The sequence below is a fragment of the Xanthomonas vesicatoria ATCC 35937 genome, from assembly GCF_001908725.1.
In the GTDB taxonomy this organism is placed as follows: domain Bacteria; phylum Pseudomonadota; class Gammaproteobacteria; order Xanthomonadales; family Xanthomonadaceae; genus Xanthomonas; species Xanthomonas vesicatoria.
Genome location: NZ_CP018725.1, coordinates 1684521 through 1701012, shown reverse-complemented (window position 1 = coordinate 1701012; position 16492 = coordinate 1684521). Strand labels below are relative to the sequence as shown.

9 protein-coding genes are annotated in these 16492 nt (G+C 65.9%); 6 read left to right on the top strand and 3 right to left on the bottom strand.

The window, feature by feature from the left end:
- The first annotated feature begins 124 nt into the window (after positions 1-124).
- Together BJD12_RS07325 and BJD12_RS07320 are read left to right on the top strand one after the other, a co-directional pair.
- A complete protein-coding gene (locus tag BJD12_RS07325) occupies positions 125-2128 on the top strand; it encodes a TonB-dependent receptor (protein WP_042827653.1) in 2004 nt (667 codons plus the stop codon).
- Positions 2128-3831: a PepSY-associated TM helix domain-containing protein gene (locus BJD12_RS07320; RefSeq protein WP_005988896.1), complete on the top strand. Its 1704-nt coding sequence runs from the start codon at positions 2128-2130 to the stop codon at positions 3829-3831. Before BJD12_RS07325 ends, BJD12_RS07320 begins: the two co-directional genes overlap by 1 nt.
- A 317-nt stretch (positions 3832-4148) precedes the next feature.
- Here the strand turns inward: BJD12_RS07320 and BJD12_RS07315 are convergent, their stop codons facing one another.
- The 3 genes from BJD12_RS07315 to BJD12_RS07305 all read right to left on the bottom strand — a co-directional run bounded on the left by BJD12_RS07315 (position 4149) and on the right by BJD12_RS07305 (position 8548).
- A complete protein-coding gene (locus BJD12_RS07315; RefSeq protein ID WP_005988898.1) occupies positions 4149-4874 on the bottom strand; it encodes a phosphoadenylyl-sulfate reductase in 726 nt (241 codons plus the stop codon).
- Positions 4871-6577 (bottom strand): assimilatory sulfite reductase (NADPH) hemoprotein subunit, encoded by a 1707-nt coding sequence (cysI, locus tag BJD12_RS07310; RefSeq protein WP_005988900.1) that lies wholly within the window; start codon positions 6575-6577, stop codon positions 4871-4873. Before cysI ends, BJD12_RS07315 begins: the two co-directional genes overlap by 4 nt.
- A 123-nt stretch (positions 6578-6700) precedes the next feature.
- Positions 6701-8548, bottom strand: a complete 1848-nt coding sequence (locus BJD12_RS07305) for an assimilatory sulfite reductase (NADPH) flavoprotein subunit (protein ID WP_005988901.1) — start codon at positions 8546-8548, stop codon at positions 6701-6703.
- Between the two features lie 176 nt (positions 8549-8724).
- Between BJD12_RS07305 and cysD the strand changes: the two genes are divergently transcribed.
- The 4 genes from cysD to BJD12_RS07285 all read left to right on the top strand — a co-directional run bounded on the left by cysD (position 8725) and on the right by BJD12_RS07285 (position 16057).
- A complete protein-coding gene (gene cysD, locus BJD12_RS07300; protein ID WP_005988903.1) occupies positions 8725-9633 on the top strand; it encodes a sulfate adenylyltransferase subunit CysD in 909 nt (302 codons plus the stop codon).
- Positions 9633-11609 carry a sulfate adenylyltransferase subunit CysN gene (gene cysN, locus BJD12_RS07295; RefSeq protein WP_058562319.1) on the top strand — a complete coding sequence of 659 codons (1977 nt, stop codon included), beginning with the start codon at positions 9633-9635 and terminating at the stop codon, positions 11607-11609. Before cysD ends, cysN begins: the two co-directional genes overlap by 1 nt.
- A 252-nt stretch (positions 11610-11861) precedes the next feature.
- Positions 11862-12935: an efflux RND transporter periplasmic adaptor subunit gene (locus BJD12_RS07290; protein ID WP_005998201.1), complete on the top strand. Its 1074-nt coding sequence runs from the start codon at positions 11862-11864 to the stop codon at positions 12933-12935.
- Positions 12932-16057, top strand: coding sequence for an efflux RND transporter permease subunit (locus BJD12_RS07285; protein ID WP_058562318.1), 3126 nt, complete (start codon positions 12932-12934; stop codon positions 16055-16057). The genes BJD12_RS07290 and BJD12_RS07285 overlap by 4 nt, the downstream gene beginning before the upstream one ends.
- Positions 16058-16492 lie beyond the last annotated feature (435 nt).

Sequence of the window (16492 nt, the reverse complement as noted above, 5' to 3'; positions counted from 1 at the left end):
CGCACCCGATGGACGACGCGTTCTTTGAATGAAGCCGGTGCCCGCGCTATGCGTGCGGCGCACGGCTGCATTGCCGTGGTGTCGCGGCAAAGGGTTGGTCATGCGTTTGCGGTTGTTGAAAACGATGTGGTACGCGCCGTCGTTGGCGCTGGTGTGCGGCCAGGCCTGCCAGGTGCAGGCGCAAGACGCCGCACTGACGCTGGGCAAGGTGCAGGTGAGCGAGCACGCGCAGCGCACGCCGAGCACGGCGCGCGTGTTGAGTTCGGTGGATGTGATCGGCGGTGCGCTGCTGCACGATCAACACGTGGATTACAGCTGGGAACTGCTGATGCGCGCGCCCGGTGTGCAGGTGACCCCGTTCCGCATGGGGACCGATGCAGGGCGGTTTTCGTTCCGTGGCTTCAACGGCGAGGGGCGGATCAACGCGGTCAAGCTTTTGATCGACGGCATTCCTAGTAACGACAACGCCGGTGGCATGCCGTATCTGGATGCGGTGTTTCCGCAGGACATCAGCGCCATCGAAATCGTACGTGGTACCAACGATGCCCGGTACGGCTTGAATGCCATCGCCGGCAGCGTGGATGTGCTCACCCGCACCGGTGGCAACGATGGCCGCCTCAGCGTGACTGCGGGCAGCTTCGGCGCGCGCGAGGTGCAACTGGGCAAGGGCTTCGAGCAGGGCCCGTGGAGCCAGAACTATGTGCTGGCCTGGCGCGATTCCGATGGCTATCGCGAGCATGCCGATGCGCGCAAACGCAGCGTCGCCGGCAAGTGGTTCTACACCGACCCGGACGGTACCTTCCGCGCCGGGCTGACCACGCGCTACTACGACAACCACGCGCTGGAGGCGGGGTATCTGGATGCGGCCAGCGCGCGTGCGGCGCCGCGCAGTTCGCCGGCCTATGCGCAGGACGATCGCAGCGAGCGTCGTGTGCGTCAGACCGCATTGCATGCCGACGGCACGCTGGGCGCCGATGCGCAGTGGAGCGCCAAGGCCTACCAGAACGACTACCGCAATCAACGCTGGGTGCGTTTTTCTGCCGCCGGCCTGCAGCAGGAGCGTGACACCGATGAAACCCATCGCGGCGTGCTGCTGCGTGGCAACTGGCAGCCCGACTGGGGCGTGTGGAACGCGGCGCTGGAAGCCGGCGCGGATGCGCAATGGCAGGACAACCAGTCCCAGCGCTACCGCACCATCGCGCGCGCGCGTGGCGCGCAATTGCGCGACTGGAACTACGATCTGCGCACCCGCGGTGCCTATGTGCAGGCCGTGCTGAGCCCTGTCGACCGTTTGCAATTGGTGCCGGGGTATCGCATCGACCGGGTCGATGGCACCTTGCACGACGTGATGGCCGGTGTCTGGGCGCCGACCTACGACTACGGCACCATCAAGCAACCCAAGTTCAGCGCCAGCTACCGTGTGGGCGAGCAGAGCAGCGTGTACGCCAACTGGGGACGCACCTTCCAGATCGGCAGCGGCGATGGTGCGTACCGTCGTCAGCCGGGCGATCTCGGGCCGTCGATCAACGATGGCTGGGAAGCCGGTTACAAATTCGCGCCGTCGGCGCTGCTGGATGGGCGGGTGGCGTATTGGGAACAACGGGCCTCCGGCGAAGTGGCAACCATTCTCGGCGTCAACGGCGTGGCCGGCATCGGCGATGTCGCCAATGTCGGCCGGACGCTGCGGCGCGGGTGGGATGCGCAACTGAACCTGCAGCCGGCCGAGCATTGGCGTGCGTGGATGTCGTATGCGCGACAGAAAGCCAGCATCGCCACACCCGATCCCAGTGCGCCGGCAACGCGCGGAAAAGAGATCGAAAACGTGCCGCACTGGTTGGCCACCGCCGGGCTGGAGTGGCAGGTGAGTACAGCGGTGCAGCTCAGCGCCTGGGGCAATGCGCAGGGCGATTATTACCTGGAACGCAGCAATACCCTGGGCCGCACCGGCGGCTATGCCTTGCTCAATCTTGGCGCACGCTGGAACGTGGATGCGCGCAATGCGCTCAGCGTGCAGCTGCGCAACGTCACCGATCGCGCCTATGTGTACGCGTGGTACGACAGCGGCAGTTCCGGCTATTCGCCAGGCGATGGTCGCGCGCTGTCGGTGTCCTGGGACTGGAGTTTCTGATGCACATACCCGCAGGGACTGCCAGCGTCGACGTAGCGCTGCGCGATGGCCGCTGGCGCTTCTACCGTGCCGTGTGGCGCTGGCATTTCTACGCCGGGCTGTTGGTGCTGCCTTTCATCATCTGGCTGGCGCTGACCGGTGCGGCATTTCTCTATCAGGACGCCATCGATCGCACGTTTCACCATGGTTTGAAGGTGGTGCCGGTGGGCGCGGCGCGCGCGTCTGCACAGCAATTGGTGGAGGTGGCGCAGCGCGACGATGGCGGCACCTTGTTCCGCTACACCACGCCCGCCCGTGCCGATGCCAGTGCAGAGATCGGCCTGGTGGACGCGACGGGCACGCGCAAGGTGGTGTATGTGGATCCGTATCGCCTGCGTGTGTTGGGGAGCTTGCCCGAGCACGGCACGCTGGCCTGGACGATTCGGCGGTTGCACAGCCTGGAGTTGATCGGCCCGTTCGCACGGGGGGTGATCGAAATGGCGGCGGGGTGGGCGATCGTGCTGGTGCTCACCGGTGTGTACCTGTGGTGGCCGCGCGGGCGGCGCGGTGGCGTGGTCAGTGTCCGTGGTACGCCCAAGCAGCGGCTGTTCTGGCGCGACCTGCATGCAGTGACTGGTGCCGGTGTGGGCGCGGTCCTGCTGTTTCTGGCGTTGACCGGCATGCCATGGTCGTGGCTGTGGGGCGCACAGGTCAATCGCTGGGCCAACGGGCATGATTTTGGGTATCCGGCCGGGTTGCGTGTGCAGCAGCCGATGTCGGAGCAGCGCCTGTCCGAGACCACCGATCCGGCCTGGTCGTTACGGCAGGCACATCTACCTGAATCCGCTGTGCCAGGGGCTGATGCGGTGGACGCGCGATTGCATGACAGGCAAGCGGGCGGGCTGCAGGCGGCTGCGTTACCTACGGCCGACGCTTATCCCGACCCCCGCTCCGCGCCAGTAGCGTTGGTGCACCAAGGCACGCGCGCCAATGGCGCGCACGCAGTGCCTTCTCGCGCGCAAGGGGCAGGGGTGAGCTTGCATCCCGCTCATGCACAAGACACGGAGCATGCAGAACATCCGGAGCGCGCAGAGCACGCAGAGCGTCCGGAGCATTCAGAACACTCCAGGCAATCGGAGCAATCAGGCCAGTCAGTGCATGCAGCGCATGGTGGTGCCGGCAGTGTCGCTGCGCCTGGGGTGGGCGCGATCGGCCTGGATGCGGCGATGGCGCGGTTCGATGCGCTCGGCATTGCGCCGGGGTATAGCGTATCGCCGCCGCGTGGCGCGCGCGGTGTGTATACCGCCTCGGTGTATCCGGCCGATCTGCAGCAGCAGCGGGTGATCCACCTGGATCAGTACAGCGGTGCGGTGTTGCTGGACATGCGCTATCGCGACTATGGGCCGGTGGGGCGCGCGCTGGAATGGGGCATCAATGTGCACCTGGGGCAGCAATACGGCACTGCCAACCAGTTGATCCTGCTGGTTGCCTGTGCGGCGATCGTGCTGATGTGCGTGAGTGCCGCAGTGATGTGGTGGAAGCGGCGCCCCGTGGGTGGCCTGGGCGTGCCGCCATTGGCCGCCGACCCACGCACCCTGCGCGGGTTGCTGGTGCTGTTGATGCTGTGCGGGTTGCTTTTTCCGCTGGTGGGGTTTTCGTTGCTGCTGATGTGGTTGTTCGATCGCTATTGGACGCAGCGGGTGCAGGCACGTACTGCGGTGTAATGCACGGCTCCGGGTGTGGTTATCGCTGCGAGTGTAGCGATCGCCTCCCTCAGTCGCCACGGCGACAGCGGCGGCTCGCGTAACTGTCGCTCATATCGCGGTGCAGTGGCCTGCGTTGCCGCGCTCTCCGAAAACGAGCGCGTCTTCTTGCGCCCTGCGATTTTGCGGCACGACAACGCTATGCGTTGCGCGTGTTACGGCCATCAGTCCACCAGAAAGATGTTCGCGCGTTGCGCTGTGTGCAACGCGCACAGCTCGCAGACTCCCTACCTCGTCTCCCGCTGACGCTTCACGACCCTCATCAAGCACCGCCCAGCTCAAATGTCCTCGTGAATCCCGCACTCGCGCTTGAGGCCGAAAAAGCGAGTGTCTTCTTCGCGCATGCCCGGTTCCCAGCGGCGGGTGGTGTGGAAGTCGCCGATCGAGACATAGCCCTGTTCCCACAGCGGGTGATAGGGCAGGTCGTGCGCCTGCAGGTACTGCCATACATCGCGGTCGGTCCAGTCGGCGATCGGGCTGATCTTGTAGCGGTCGCCACGCTTCTGCACGATTGGCGTCTGCGCGCGTCCGCCGGACTGGCTGCGGCGCAGGCCGGTGAACCAAGTGCCGACGTTGAGCTCGTCCAGTGCGCGGCGCATCGGTTCGACCTTGCGCAGGTTGTTGTACTGATCGATACCGACCATGCCCTGTTCCCACAACCGGCCATGGCGCGCTTCCATCCAGGCGCGGCTGACGAGCGGGCGATAGACCTTGAGGTTGAGCTTGAGCCGGTCGGTCAAGGCGTCGGCAAAGCGGTAGGTTTCCGGGAACAGATATCCAGTGTCGATCAGGATCACCGCAATGTCCGGGCGCTGCTGGGTGAGCAGATGCAGCGTCACCGCCGATTGCGCCCCGAAGCTGGACGACAGCGCGGCGTCCTGCGGACCATGCTCTAGCGCCCACGCCACGCGTTCGTCGGCACGGCGCGTTTCCAGCTGCGCGTTGAGCGCGTCCAGATCGTCCAACGCGGAAGAGGTGATCGATGCAGCGGGCAGCGCGGTCATGCGAGCAAGTCCAGGTCGAGGTGACGGTGCGTGGGGTAGGGCGGTAGTGCGATCAGGCCGCTGCGGTGCAGGAAATCGCCGAAACCTTCGTCGCTGGCTCGGTCGCGTTCTGCGGCGTAGCGGGCCAGGAGCGGGGCCAGCGCGGCCAGGATCTCCGGTTCGGCGATGTTTTCGCGATACAAGGTGTTCAGCCGTTGGCCGCGACGGTCGCCGCCCAGCATCAGGTTGTAGCGCCCCGGCGCCTTGCCCACCAGGGCGATCTCCGCCAGGTACGGTCGCGAACATCCATTCGGGCAGCCGGATAGACGCAGCACGATGGGGGTGTTGGTCAACCCGTGCTGCTGCAACAGCGGCTGCAGCGCAGCGCTGAAATCCGGCAGATAGCGCTCGGCCTCGGCCATCGCCAGGCCGCACGTCGGCAGCGCCACGCAGGCCATCGCGCCGCGCGCCAATGCGGTGGCGGCATGGTTGCCCGCATCCAGCGCGTACTGCGCCACCAGCGCATCGATCTGTGCACGCTGTTGCGCCGGGACGCCGGCAATGACCAGGTTCTGGTTGGGCGTCATGCGGAACTCGCCGACGTTCAACTGCGCAATCGCACGCAGCCCGCTCAGATGCGCGCCGGTGTCGGTGTCGGCAATGCGTCCGGCCGGCAGCGACAGGGTCAGATGCCACAGGCCATCCTCGCCTGCCACCCAGCCATAGCGGTCGCCGTTGTGCTCGAACGCGAAGTGCTTTGCCGGCTGCAGGGCGAACCCGGCGCGGCGCTGGATCTCGGCCACGATGGTGTCCAGGCCATGATCGTCGATGGTGTACTTGAAGCGCGCGCGCTTGCGCACCGCGCGGTTGCCAAAGTCGCGCTGGGTGGTGACCACGGCAGTGGCAAGGTCCAGCAATTGATCGCGGGTGACAAAGCCAATGACGTTGGCCACGCGCGGCCAGGTGTCCGCATCGCCGTGCGATGCGCCCATGCCGCCACCGATGCTGACGTTGTATCCGACCAGCTCGCCATCGCGCAGGATGGCGATGAAGCCCAGGTCGTTTGCGAATACGTCCACGTCGTTGAGCGGCGGCGCGGCGAAGCCGATCTTGAACTTGCGCGGCAGATACAGATCACCGTAGATCGGCTCCTCCTCGCTGCCGGAACCGGCCACGCGTTCTTCGTCCAGCCAGATTTCATAGTACGCACGCGTGTTCGGCAGCAGATGCTCGGACACGCGCGCGGCATCGGCATACAGCGTGGCATGTGCCTGCGACAGCAAGGGGTTGGCCGCGACCTGTACATTGCGATTGACATCGCCGCAGGCTGCCAGCGTATCGACCAAGGTGGCGTTGATCGCCTGCATGGTCGCCTTGAGTTCGCGCTTGATCACGCCATGGAACTGGAACGCCTGGCGTGTGGTGATGCGCAGTGAGTGGTTGGCGTAACGTGTGGCGATGCCATCCAGCGCCAACCATTGGCGGGGCGAAATCACCCCGCCCGGCGTGCGTGTGCGAATCATGAATTGATACGCCGGCTCGAGCTTTTGCCGACGCCGCTCGTCGCGGATGTCGCGATCGTCCTGTTGGTAGCTGCCGTGGTACTTGATCAGCGTCTGATCGTCCTCGCGCAGCGCTCCGGTGACCGGATCGGCCAGGCTCTGTTCCAGCGATCCGCGCAGACGGCGGCTTTCGGATTTGATGTCTTCGACAGAGTGGCTCATGACGGGATTCGGCATTCGTGATTCGGGGTTGGCAACACGACAACGGAGGCAGTACGACGACAACCCGAAGACTTTCGGAGCCCGCCGTTACGAATCCCCAATCCCGACTCCCCAATCCCGGCCTCAATAAACATCGCGCGCATAGCTTCCCTCCACCTGCACTTGAGTGAGGTAGGCTGCAGCGTCCTCAGGGCTGCGCGCGCCGTGGGTGGTCACGATGTCCAGCAAGGCGGCGTGCACGTCCTTGCCCATGCCGATGGCGCCGCAGACATAGACATGCGCACCACCCTGCAGCCAGGCGTAGACCTCGGCGCCGCGTTCGCGCAGGCGGTGTTGCACGTAGATTTTTTCGGCATGGTCGCGCGAGAACGCCAGATCCAGCGCGTGCAACTCGCCGCGTTGCAAGGCCTGCTGCCACTCGGCCTGATAGAGAAAGTCGGTAGTGAAATGCTGGGCGCCGAAGAACAGCCAGTTGCGGCCCTTGGCGCCGGTTTCGGCGCGTTCCTGCACGAAGCCGCGAAATGGCGCCACGCCGGTGCCCGGGCCGATCATCAGGATGTCGCGGTCTGGGTCGGCGGGCACGCGGAAGCGTGCGTTGGGTTCGATGTAGACCGGTGCGGTGTCGCCTTCGGCGAGTGCGGCGAGAAAGCCGCTGGCCGAACCCAGGTGCGCATGCCCGTGCGCCTGGTAGTTGAGTTCGTCCACCGCCAGGTGCACCTCGTCGCCCACACGCTTGCGGCTGGAGGCGATCGAGTACAGCCGCGGCGTGAGCGGACGCAGCGTGTCCAGCAGGCTGGCGTGGTCCCAATCCGCCGGCCAGCGTCGCAGCACGTCGATCACTTGATGATCGGAGAGCAACGACGCCAGGCCGGCAGTCTGGGTGGGGGTGAGCAGCGCCTGCAGCTCGTCTGCGCGCGCGCGCTCGGCGTGGGCGGTCAGAAACGGCCGCGACAGCTTGGTCAGTTCCCGCCGGGTGGCCAGCCACTCGTTCAAGGCCAGCGTCTGGTCGCCGACGGTGACCGCGGCATGACCATCCAGTCGCAAGGTCTGCAGCAGCGCGTCCACCAGCGCCGGCGGATTGCGATGGACGATGCCCAGCGCATCGCCGGGCTCGTAACTCAGTCCGCTGCCTTCCAGCGAGAATTCCAGGTGCCGCACGCGCTTGCCGGGCTGTGCGTAGACGCGAAAGCCCGGGCCCTTGAAGTCGCGCCCGCTGATGATCTGGTTGGCCAGCAACTCGGCGGCAAACGGGTGCTGGTGCGACCATGCCGGCGCCACCGGGCTGCTGCGCAACGGCGTGACCGTTGCCGAGTGCGGGACGCTCTTGAGCAGCTCGCGCGCATGCGTGAGCGCTTGCGCGCGCCACGGGTCGGCAATGCTGTCGATGTCCAAGTCGGCTTCGCCGCGCGGCTGCACACGGCTGGCGCCGAGTTCGGCCAGGCGGTCGTCGATACGCCGCGCGATGCCGCAGAACTCCGCATAGCTGGAATCGCCCAGCCCCAGCACTGCGTACTTGAGCTCGGGTAGCCTGGGTGCGCGGCGGCCGGCCAGGAATTCGACCAGGCCGATCGCATCGTCCGGCGGATCGCCTTCGCCCTGGGTGCTGATCACCACATACAACAGCCGTTCGCTGGCGAGCTCGCGGGTGGGGTAGGCATCGGCGCGCAGCAGCCGCACGCTCAACCCGGCGGCTTCGGCCTCGGCGGCCAGCTGTTCGGCCTGGCGGCGCGCATTGCCGGTCTGGCTGCCGTACACCACCGTCAGCCGCTGGCTGTCCTGCGCAGCCGCCTGCGGTTGCCCGCCCGGCAGCACCGCCAGCGACCGCGGCGGGTGGCCCTGCGCCAGCCCGGCGGTGTAGCCGGACAGCCACCACAGCGAGGCGGCATCCAGGCCGTCGACCAACCGTTCCAGCGTCGCCTTGCGCTCGTCGGGCAAGGGGCTGGGCGGTAGCGCGGAACTGGCGGCGGTCATTCGGATCCGGGGGCGGCGAGTGGATGAACGATGTTAGGGAAGTGTTCGCCGGTCTAGAAAGGATCACCGGTTATCGGGTTATGCCGGCCGCTTATTTCAAGCAGACATCTGCCCGCCACACACTGCACTGCCTTGGCCTACCATCGGCGGGTCTTGCCCGCCGCCCAGATACCCTGATGACCCTGCCACCGCTGTCACACCTGGACCGGCTCGAAGCCGAAAGCATCCACATCCTGCGCGATGTCGCCGCCGAGTTCCGGGCTCCGGTGATGCTGTATTCGGTCGGCAAGGACAGCTCGGTGCTGCTGCATCTGCTGCTCAAGGCCTTCGCGCCGTCGCCGCCGCCGATTCCGCTGCTGCACGTGGACACGCGCTGGAAATTCCGCGAGATGATCGCCTTCCGCGATCGCCGTGCGGCCGAGACCGGGGTGGACCTGCGCGTGCACATCAACCCCGAGGGCATCGCGCAGGACATCGGCCCGATCACTCACGGCGCCGCGGTGCATACCGACATCATGAAGACCCAGGGACTGAAGCAGGCACTGGAACACGGTGCATTCGATGCCGCGATTGGCGGGGCACGGCGCGACGAAGAAAAATCGCGTGCCAAGGAGCGGGTGTTCTCGTTCCGCAACGCGCGCCATCGCTGGGACCCCAAAAACCAGCGCCCGGAACTATGGAACCTCTACAACGCGCGCACCCAGCCCGGCGAGAGCGTGCGCGTGTTTCCGCTGTCCAACTGGACCGAGCTGGATATCTGGCTGTACATCTACCGCGAAAAGATCCCGGTGGTGCCGCTGTATTTCGCCGCAGCGCGGCCGGTGGTGGAACGCGACGGCGCGTTGATCATGGTCGACGACGACCGCCTGCCACTACGGCCGGGCGAAACCCCGCAACTGCGCTCGGTGCGCTTCCGCACGCTGGGCTGCTACCCGCTGACCGGCGCGATCGACTCCACCGCCGACACGCTGGAAGCGGTGATCGCGGAAATGCTGGTCAGCACCAGCTCCGAGCGCCAGGGCCGCATGATCGATCATGCGCCGGGCGCATCGATGGAACAGAAGAAGCTGGAGGGGTATTTCTGATGGGCCAGGAATCGGGAGTGGGGAATGGGGAATCGGAACAGCAGTTCGCTGCAAACGTCGTGATGACGGAAAACGCCTTTGCGATTCCCGATTCCCGACTCCCGAATCCCGTCGCCATCGGCGCCTACCTGCATCAACACGAATCCAAGCCGCTGCTGCGCTTCATCACCTGCGGCAGCGTGGACGACGGCAAGAGCACGCTGATCGGGCGGTTGCTGTACGACAGCAAGCGTTTGTTCGACGATCAGCTGGCCGCGCTGGAAAGCGACAGCCGGCGGCATGGCACGCAGGGCGAGGGTATCGATTACGCGCTGCTGATGGACGGTCTGGCGGCCGAGCGCGAGCAGGGCATCACCATCGATGTGGCGTACCGCTATTTCGATACCGACCAGCGCAAGTTCATCGTCGCCGATTGCCCCGGCCACGAGCAGTACACGCGCAACATGGCCACCGGTGCGTCCACCGCCGATGTGGCGGTGGTGCTGGTGGATGCACGCAAAGGCGTGCTGGCGCAGACGCGCCGGCACAGCTACATCGTGTCGTTGCTGGGCATTCGCCACGTGGTGCTGGCCGTCAACAAGATGGATCTGGTGGACTACGACGCCGACGTCTTCACCACCATCGCCGAGGGCTACCGCGCGTTGGCGGCGCAGTTGGGCATTGCCGATGTGCAATGCATTCCGCTATCGGCACTCGATGGCGAAAATTTGTCCAGCCCGTCGACGCGGATGCCTTGGTACAGCGGCCCGCATCTGTTGCAGTATCTTGAAGCCGTGCAGGTGGAGGCGCCGGAAGCGGGCAGCGGCTTCCGCCTGCCGGTGCAATGGGTCAATCGCCCCAACTCGCAGTTCCGTGGATACGCCGGCACCATTGCGGCCGGCCAGGTACGTGTGGGCGATGCCGTGGTGGTGGTGCCATCGGGACGGCGTTCGCAGGTGGCTGCGGTGCTGGATGCCAACGGCGAGGCAGCCAGCGCACGCGCGGGGCAGGCGGTGACGCTGACCTTACGCGACGAGATCGATATCAGCCGCGGCGACATCATCGCCGCCATCGACGACCCGCCGGAAGTGGCCGACCAGTTCGCCGCGCATCTGCTGTGGATGGACGATGCCGCACTGCTGCCTGGGCGCCCGTACTGGCTCAAGATCGGCACCCGCACGGTCAACGTGAGCATCAGCGAGATCAAGCACAAGGTCGATGTGAACACGCAGGAGCGGTTGGCCGCCAAACGGCTGGAGCTCAACGAAGTAGGCTACTGCAATCTGGCGCTGGACGAACCCATTGCTTTCGCGCCGTACGCACGCAACCGTGTGCTCGGCGGCTTCATCCTGATCGACCGGCAAAGCAACGCCACGGTGGCTGCCGGCACGCTGGAATTTGCGTTGCGCCGCGCCGGCAACGTGCACTGGCAGCATCTGGATGTGGACAGCAGCGCCCGTGCGCGCATCAAGGGGCAGACGCCGCGCGTGCTGTGGTTCACCGGCCTGTCCGGTGCCGGCAAGTCCACCGTGGCCAATCTGGTCGACAAGCGCCTGCATGCGTTGGGCTATCACACCTTCATCCTGGATGGCGACAACGTGCGCCACGGGCTCAACCGCGATCTGGGCTTCACCGACGAAGATCGCGTGGAAAACATCCGCCGCGTGGCCGAAGTGGCACGCCTGATGGCCGATGCCGGCCTGATCGTGCTGGTGAGTTTCATTTCGCCGTTTCGCGCCGAGCGGCAACTGGCGCGCGAGCGCTTCGATCAGGGCGAGTTTGTCGAGGTGTTTGTGGACGTGCCGCTGGCGGTTGCCGAAGCGCGCGACGTGAAGGGGCTGTACCGCAAGGCGCGAGCCGGGCAGATTCCCAATTTCACCGGGATCGACTCGCCGTACGAGGCACCCGAGACGCCGGAGATCCATCTTCACGCCGATGGTGAGAATGTAGAGGCGCTGGCGCGCCACGTGCTCGAATTTCTGGGGCTGGAGCGCTGAGCGCAGCCATCAGGGCGTTGCATCCAGTTCCCGCAAGTTGTGCGAGGCGTCGGACTTAACCGTAGCGTGATTGCGTGGGTCTGCGTTCCCAGGCTTGTCCGGGCGCTGGATTGCAGCAATGAGGGCCGCGCCGACCAGCGCATCGTGACCCGGACGGCAAGGGTCTTTGGTCATGGTGCAAAGCGCGCCCTTTCTGTCAACGCATGGCGGCGAGGTCGGTAAACTTTCGCGGTACCCCGCCAGGATGTTCTGATGCTTGTTCTGCCCAGCGCGCGCAGTTGCGCCGCGCTCTTGTTGGCCGTGTGGCTGTCTGGTTGTGCCCGCCAGGCCAGTGCGCCGGCCGTTGCCAAGCCCATCCCGGTGGTCGTGCAGCCGGTTGCGGTGCAGCCCTGGAATTCCACCGTGCAATCGATCGCCACCGTGCGCGCGCGCGAATCGGTCGCGCTCACTGCGGCGGTCAGCGACGTGGTCGAGCAGGTGTATTTCGAGAGCGGCGATGAGGTCAAGGCCGGCCAGTTGCTGCTGCGGCTGCGCGGCAATTCGCAGCAGGCCGCGCTGACCGCCGCGCAGGCCACCTTCGAGGAGACCGACCAGCTCTATCGCCGCCAGTTGAGTCTGGTTGGCCAGCAGTTGGTCGCCAAGTCCACCGTCGACACCCAGCGTGCGTTGCGCGATGCGGCGCAGGCGCGGGTGCTGCAGATGCGCGCGGAAATCACCGACCGCGAAGTGCGCGCACCGTTTCCCGGCGTGCTTGGCATCCGCCAGATCAGCCCGGGGTCGTTGATCACCTCGAGCACCGTGATCGCCACGCTGGACGATGTGGCGCGCATGTACGTGGATTTTCAGGTGCCGGAATCGCAGTTCGGCCTGGTCCAGCTCGGCAATACCGTCAACGGCACCGCCGCGGCGTATCCGGGTGCGCGCTTCGACGGCGTGGTTGCCGCAATCGATTCGCGCATCGACGAGACCACCCGCTCGGTGACGGTGCGAGCAGACTTCCCCAACGACGATCGTCGCCTGCGCCCGGGCATGCTGCTGGATGTGCGGCTGTTGCAGCCGGCGCGGCAGGCGGTGGTGATCCCGGAGATTGCGGTGGTGCAGGTGGGCCGCGAGTCGTACGTGTTCCGGGTCAAGCCCGACAGCAGCGTGGAGCGCGCCGATGTGCGCCTGGGCGAGCGGCGCGATGGCAAGGTGGAGGTTCTGGAAGGCGTCAAGGCCGGTGAGCGCATCGTGGTGGACGGCACCGGCAAGCTGCGTCCGGGCCTGAAGGTGGTCGACCAGGCCGCACCTGCGTCGGCAGCGGCGCGCCCGCAGGCCGCACGATGAAACTCTCCGACCTGTCCATTACCCGCCCGGTGATGGCGGTGGTGATGAGCCTGTTGCTGATCGTGCTGGGGGTGATGTCGTTTACCCGCCTGACGCTGCGTGAGCTGCCGGCCATCGACCCGCCCATCGTCTCGGTGGATGTGGAATACACCGGTGCGTCGGCGGCGGTGGTGGAGAGCCGCATCACCCAGGTGCTGGAAGATGCCCTGGCCGGCATCGAAGGCATCGAGACCATCGAGGCGCGCAGCCGCAATGGCTCGTCCGACATCAGTATCGAGTTCGTGCAATCGCGCGATGTGGAAGCGGCCGCCAACGATGTGCGCGATGCGGTCAGCCGCGTGTCCGACCGCATGCCCGACCAGGCGCGCCCGCCGGAAATCTCCAAGGTCGAGGCCGACGCCGACCCCATCCTGTGGCTCAACATGAGCTCCAGCACGATGGACACGTTGCAGCTGTCCGACTACGCCGAACGCTACGTGGTGGACCGCTTCTCCAGCCTGGATGGCGTGGCGCAGGTGCGCATCGGCGGACGCCAGCGTTATGCGATGCGCATCTGGCTGGACCGCGACCAGCTGGCCGCACGCGCGCTCACCGTGGCCGATGTCGAAACGGCGCTGCAGAACGAAAACGTGGAGCTGCCGGCCGGCAGCATCGAATCAGCGCAGCGCGACTTCACCTTGCGCGTGGAGCGCAGCTATCTCAAGCCGGAAGATTTCGCCAAGTTGCCGTTGAGCAAGGGCGAGGGCGGCTATGTGGTGCGGTTGGGCGACGTGGCCAGGGTCGAGCTGACCTCGGCCGAGCGGCGCGCGTATTTCCAGAGCAATGGCGTACCCAACGTGGGCCTGGGCATCGTGCGCAATTCCACCGCCAACGCGCTGGATGTAGCACGCGAGGCGCGTGCGCAGGCCGAAGAAGTGCAGAAGTCGCTGCCGCAGGGCACCAACATTTTCGTCGCCTTCGACACCACCACCTTCATCGATGCGGCGGTGGAGCGCGTGTATCACACGCTGATCGAAGCGGTGGTACTGGTGCTGGTGGTGATCTGGGTATTTCTGGGCAGTGCACGTGCGGCGCTGATTCCGGCGGTCACGGTGCCGGTGTGTCTGATTGCCGCGTTCATTGCGCTGTACGCGTTCGATTTCTCGATCAATCTGCTCACCTTGCTGGCGCTGGTGCTGTGTATCGGCCTGGTGGTGGACGATGCCATCGTGGTGGTGGAAAACATCCAGCGCCGCATCGATCTGGGCGAGCCGCCCTTGGTGGCCGCCAAGCGCGGCACCGGCCAGGTGGCGTTTGCGGTGATCGCCACTACCGCCGTGCTGGTGGCGGTGTTTCTGCCGGTGGGCTTCCTGGAAGGCAATACCGGCCGCTTGTTCCGCGAGCTGGCGGTCGCGCTGGCCGCGGCGGTGGCGATCTCGGCCTTCGTGGCACTGACGCTGACGCCGATGATGTCGTCCAAGCTGCTGCGCTCGCACAGCGAGGCCAAGCCCAATCGATTCCATCTTTGGTTCAACGGACGCATGCAGGCGGTATCCGGCGCGTACGGGCGCTCGCTGGAGCGTCACGTGCACCGCACCTGGATCTTTGCATTGCTCATGCTGCTGGCCTTGGGTGCCAGCGCCTGGTTGATGAGCCGCATCCCCTCCGAGCTGGCGCCGGCCGAAGACCGCGGCAATTTCCAGATCATGATCGACGGGCCCGAGGGCGCCGGCTTCGATTACACGGTGGGGCAGATGCATCAGGTCGAGGACATCCTGCGCCCCTATGTGGGTCCGGACCAACCCATCGTGCGTGCCAATCCGCGCGTGCCCGGCGGGTTTGGCAGCAGCGAGGAAATGCACACCGGCCGGGTCAGCGTGTTCTTGCAGGACTGGGAAAAACGCACACGCCCGACCACCGAGGTGGCCGATGAGCTGCAACAAAAGCTCAATGTGCTCAGCGGCGTGCGCGCACGCACGCAGGTCAGCGGCGGCCTGGTCCGCAGCCGCGGCCAGCCCTTCCAGCTGGTGCTCGGTGGCCCGGACTATGCCGAGATCGCGCAATGGCGCGACCGCATCCTGCAGCGCATGGAAGCCAATCCTGGCCTGGTCGGCCCGGATTCGGACTACAAGGAAACCCGCCCGCAGATGCGCGTCAACATCGACCGCCTGCGTGCGGCCGATCTGGGGGTGCCGGTCACTGCGATCGGTGGCGCGCTTGAGGCGATGATGGGCTCGCGCCGCGTGACCACCTTCGTCGACAACGGCGAGGAATACGACGTAATGCTGCAGGCCGGGCGAGAAGGCCGAATGGCGCCGGAAGACCTCACCGCCATCCGCGTGCGCTCCACCCGTGGCGAACTGATTCCACTTTCGAATCTGGTGACGTTGAGCGAGGTGGCCGAAGCCGGCACCTTGAACCGCTTCAATCGCCTGCGCGCGATCACCATCACCGCTGGTCTGGCGCCGGGTTACCCATTGGGCGATGCCATCGCCTGGGCGCAGCAGGCCGCGCAGGAAGAACTGCCCGAGTACGCGCAGCTGGACTGGAAGGGCGAATCGCGCGAATACCAGCAATCCGGCAGCGCGGTATTGCTGACCTTCGGCATGGCCTTGCTGGTGGTGTATCTGGTGCTGGCCGCACAGTTCGAAAGCTTCGCCCATCCGCTGGTGATCATGCTCACTGTGCCGCTGGCGGTGCTGGGGGCGTTGGTGGGTTTGTGGCTCACCGGCGGCACGCTCAACCTGTTCAGTCAGATCGGTATCGTGATGCTGGTGGGCTTGGCGGCGAAGAACGGCATCCTGATCGTGGAGTTCGCCAATCAGTTGCGCGACGAAGGCCGCAGCGTGCATCAGGCCATCGTCGAATCGGCCTCGGTGCGTTTGCGCCCGATCCTGATGACTTCCATCGCCACCGTGGTCGGCGCGATCCCGCTGGTGGTGGCCGGCGGGCCCGGCTCGGCCAGCCGCGCCACCATCGGCGTGGTGGTGATCTTCGGTGTGTCGCTGTCCACGTTGCTGTCGCTGTACGTGGTGCCGGCGTTCTACAGTTTGATTGCCCCGTACACGAAGTCGCCGGAAGCGGTCGCACGCGCACTGGAAACCCTGGAGGCCGCCACGCCATCAGTGGGCGGGCACGCGTAAGCGCGACCAACCCAGGCTCGCCGCCAGGCGGGCATGGTCGGTGTCTAGCGCTGCATGGGTCACTCGTGCGCTGCGTTTGTGAGAAGGCTCGACGCACATGCGCGTCGAGCCAGGCATTTGCACGCGCGCACTGTGCAGCGGCGCCGAGCCTTCGGGTTCTCCATCCGACATCGACGACCAGCGAAACTGCGGTCAGCCGATCGCCCGCACCTTGAGCGCATGCACATCTCATGCCCCTTCCCATGCGCAACGCTGCGCACGCGTGGCGAGCAACGCTCAGCGCCGCTAAGAGCGCTTGGCGCGCAGTAGGTCAACCTGGACCACGCACGGGGAGAATTTGCGTAGTGTGTCCACTGCCTTTACCGCAGCAGCCAGAGTTGGCATCGACGGCAATGCTGCGCTCGCGCAATGACTTAGGTCACATGACAGTCATGC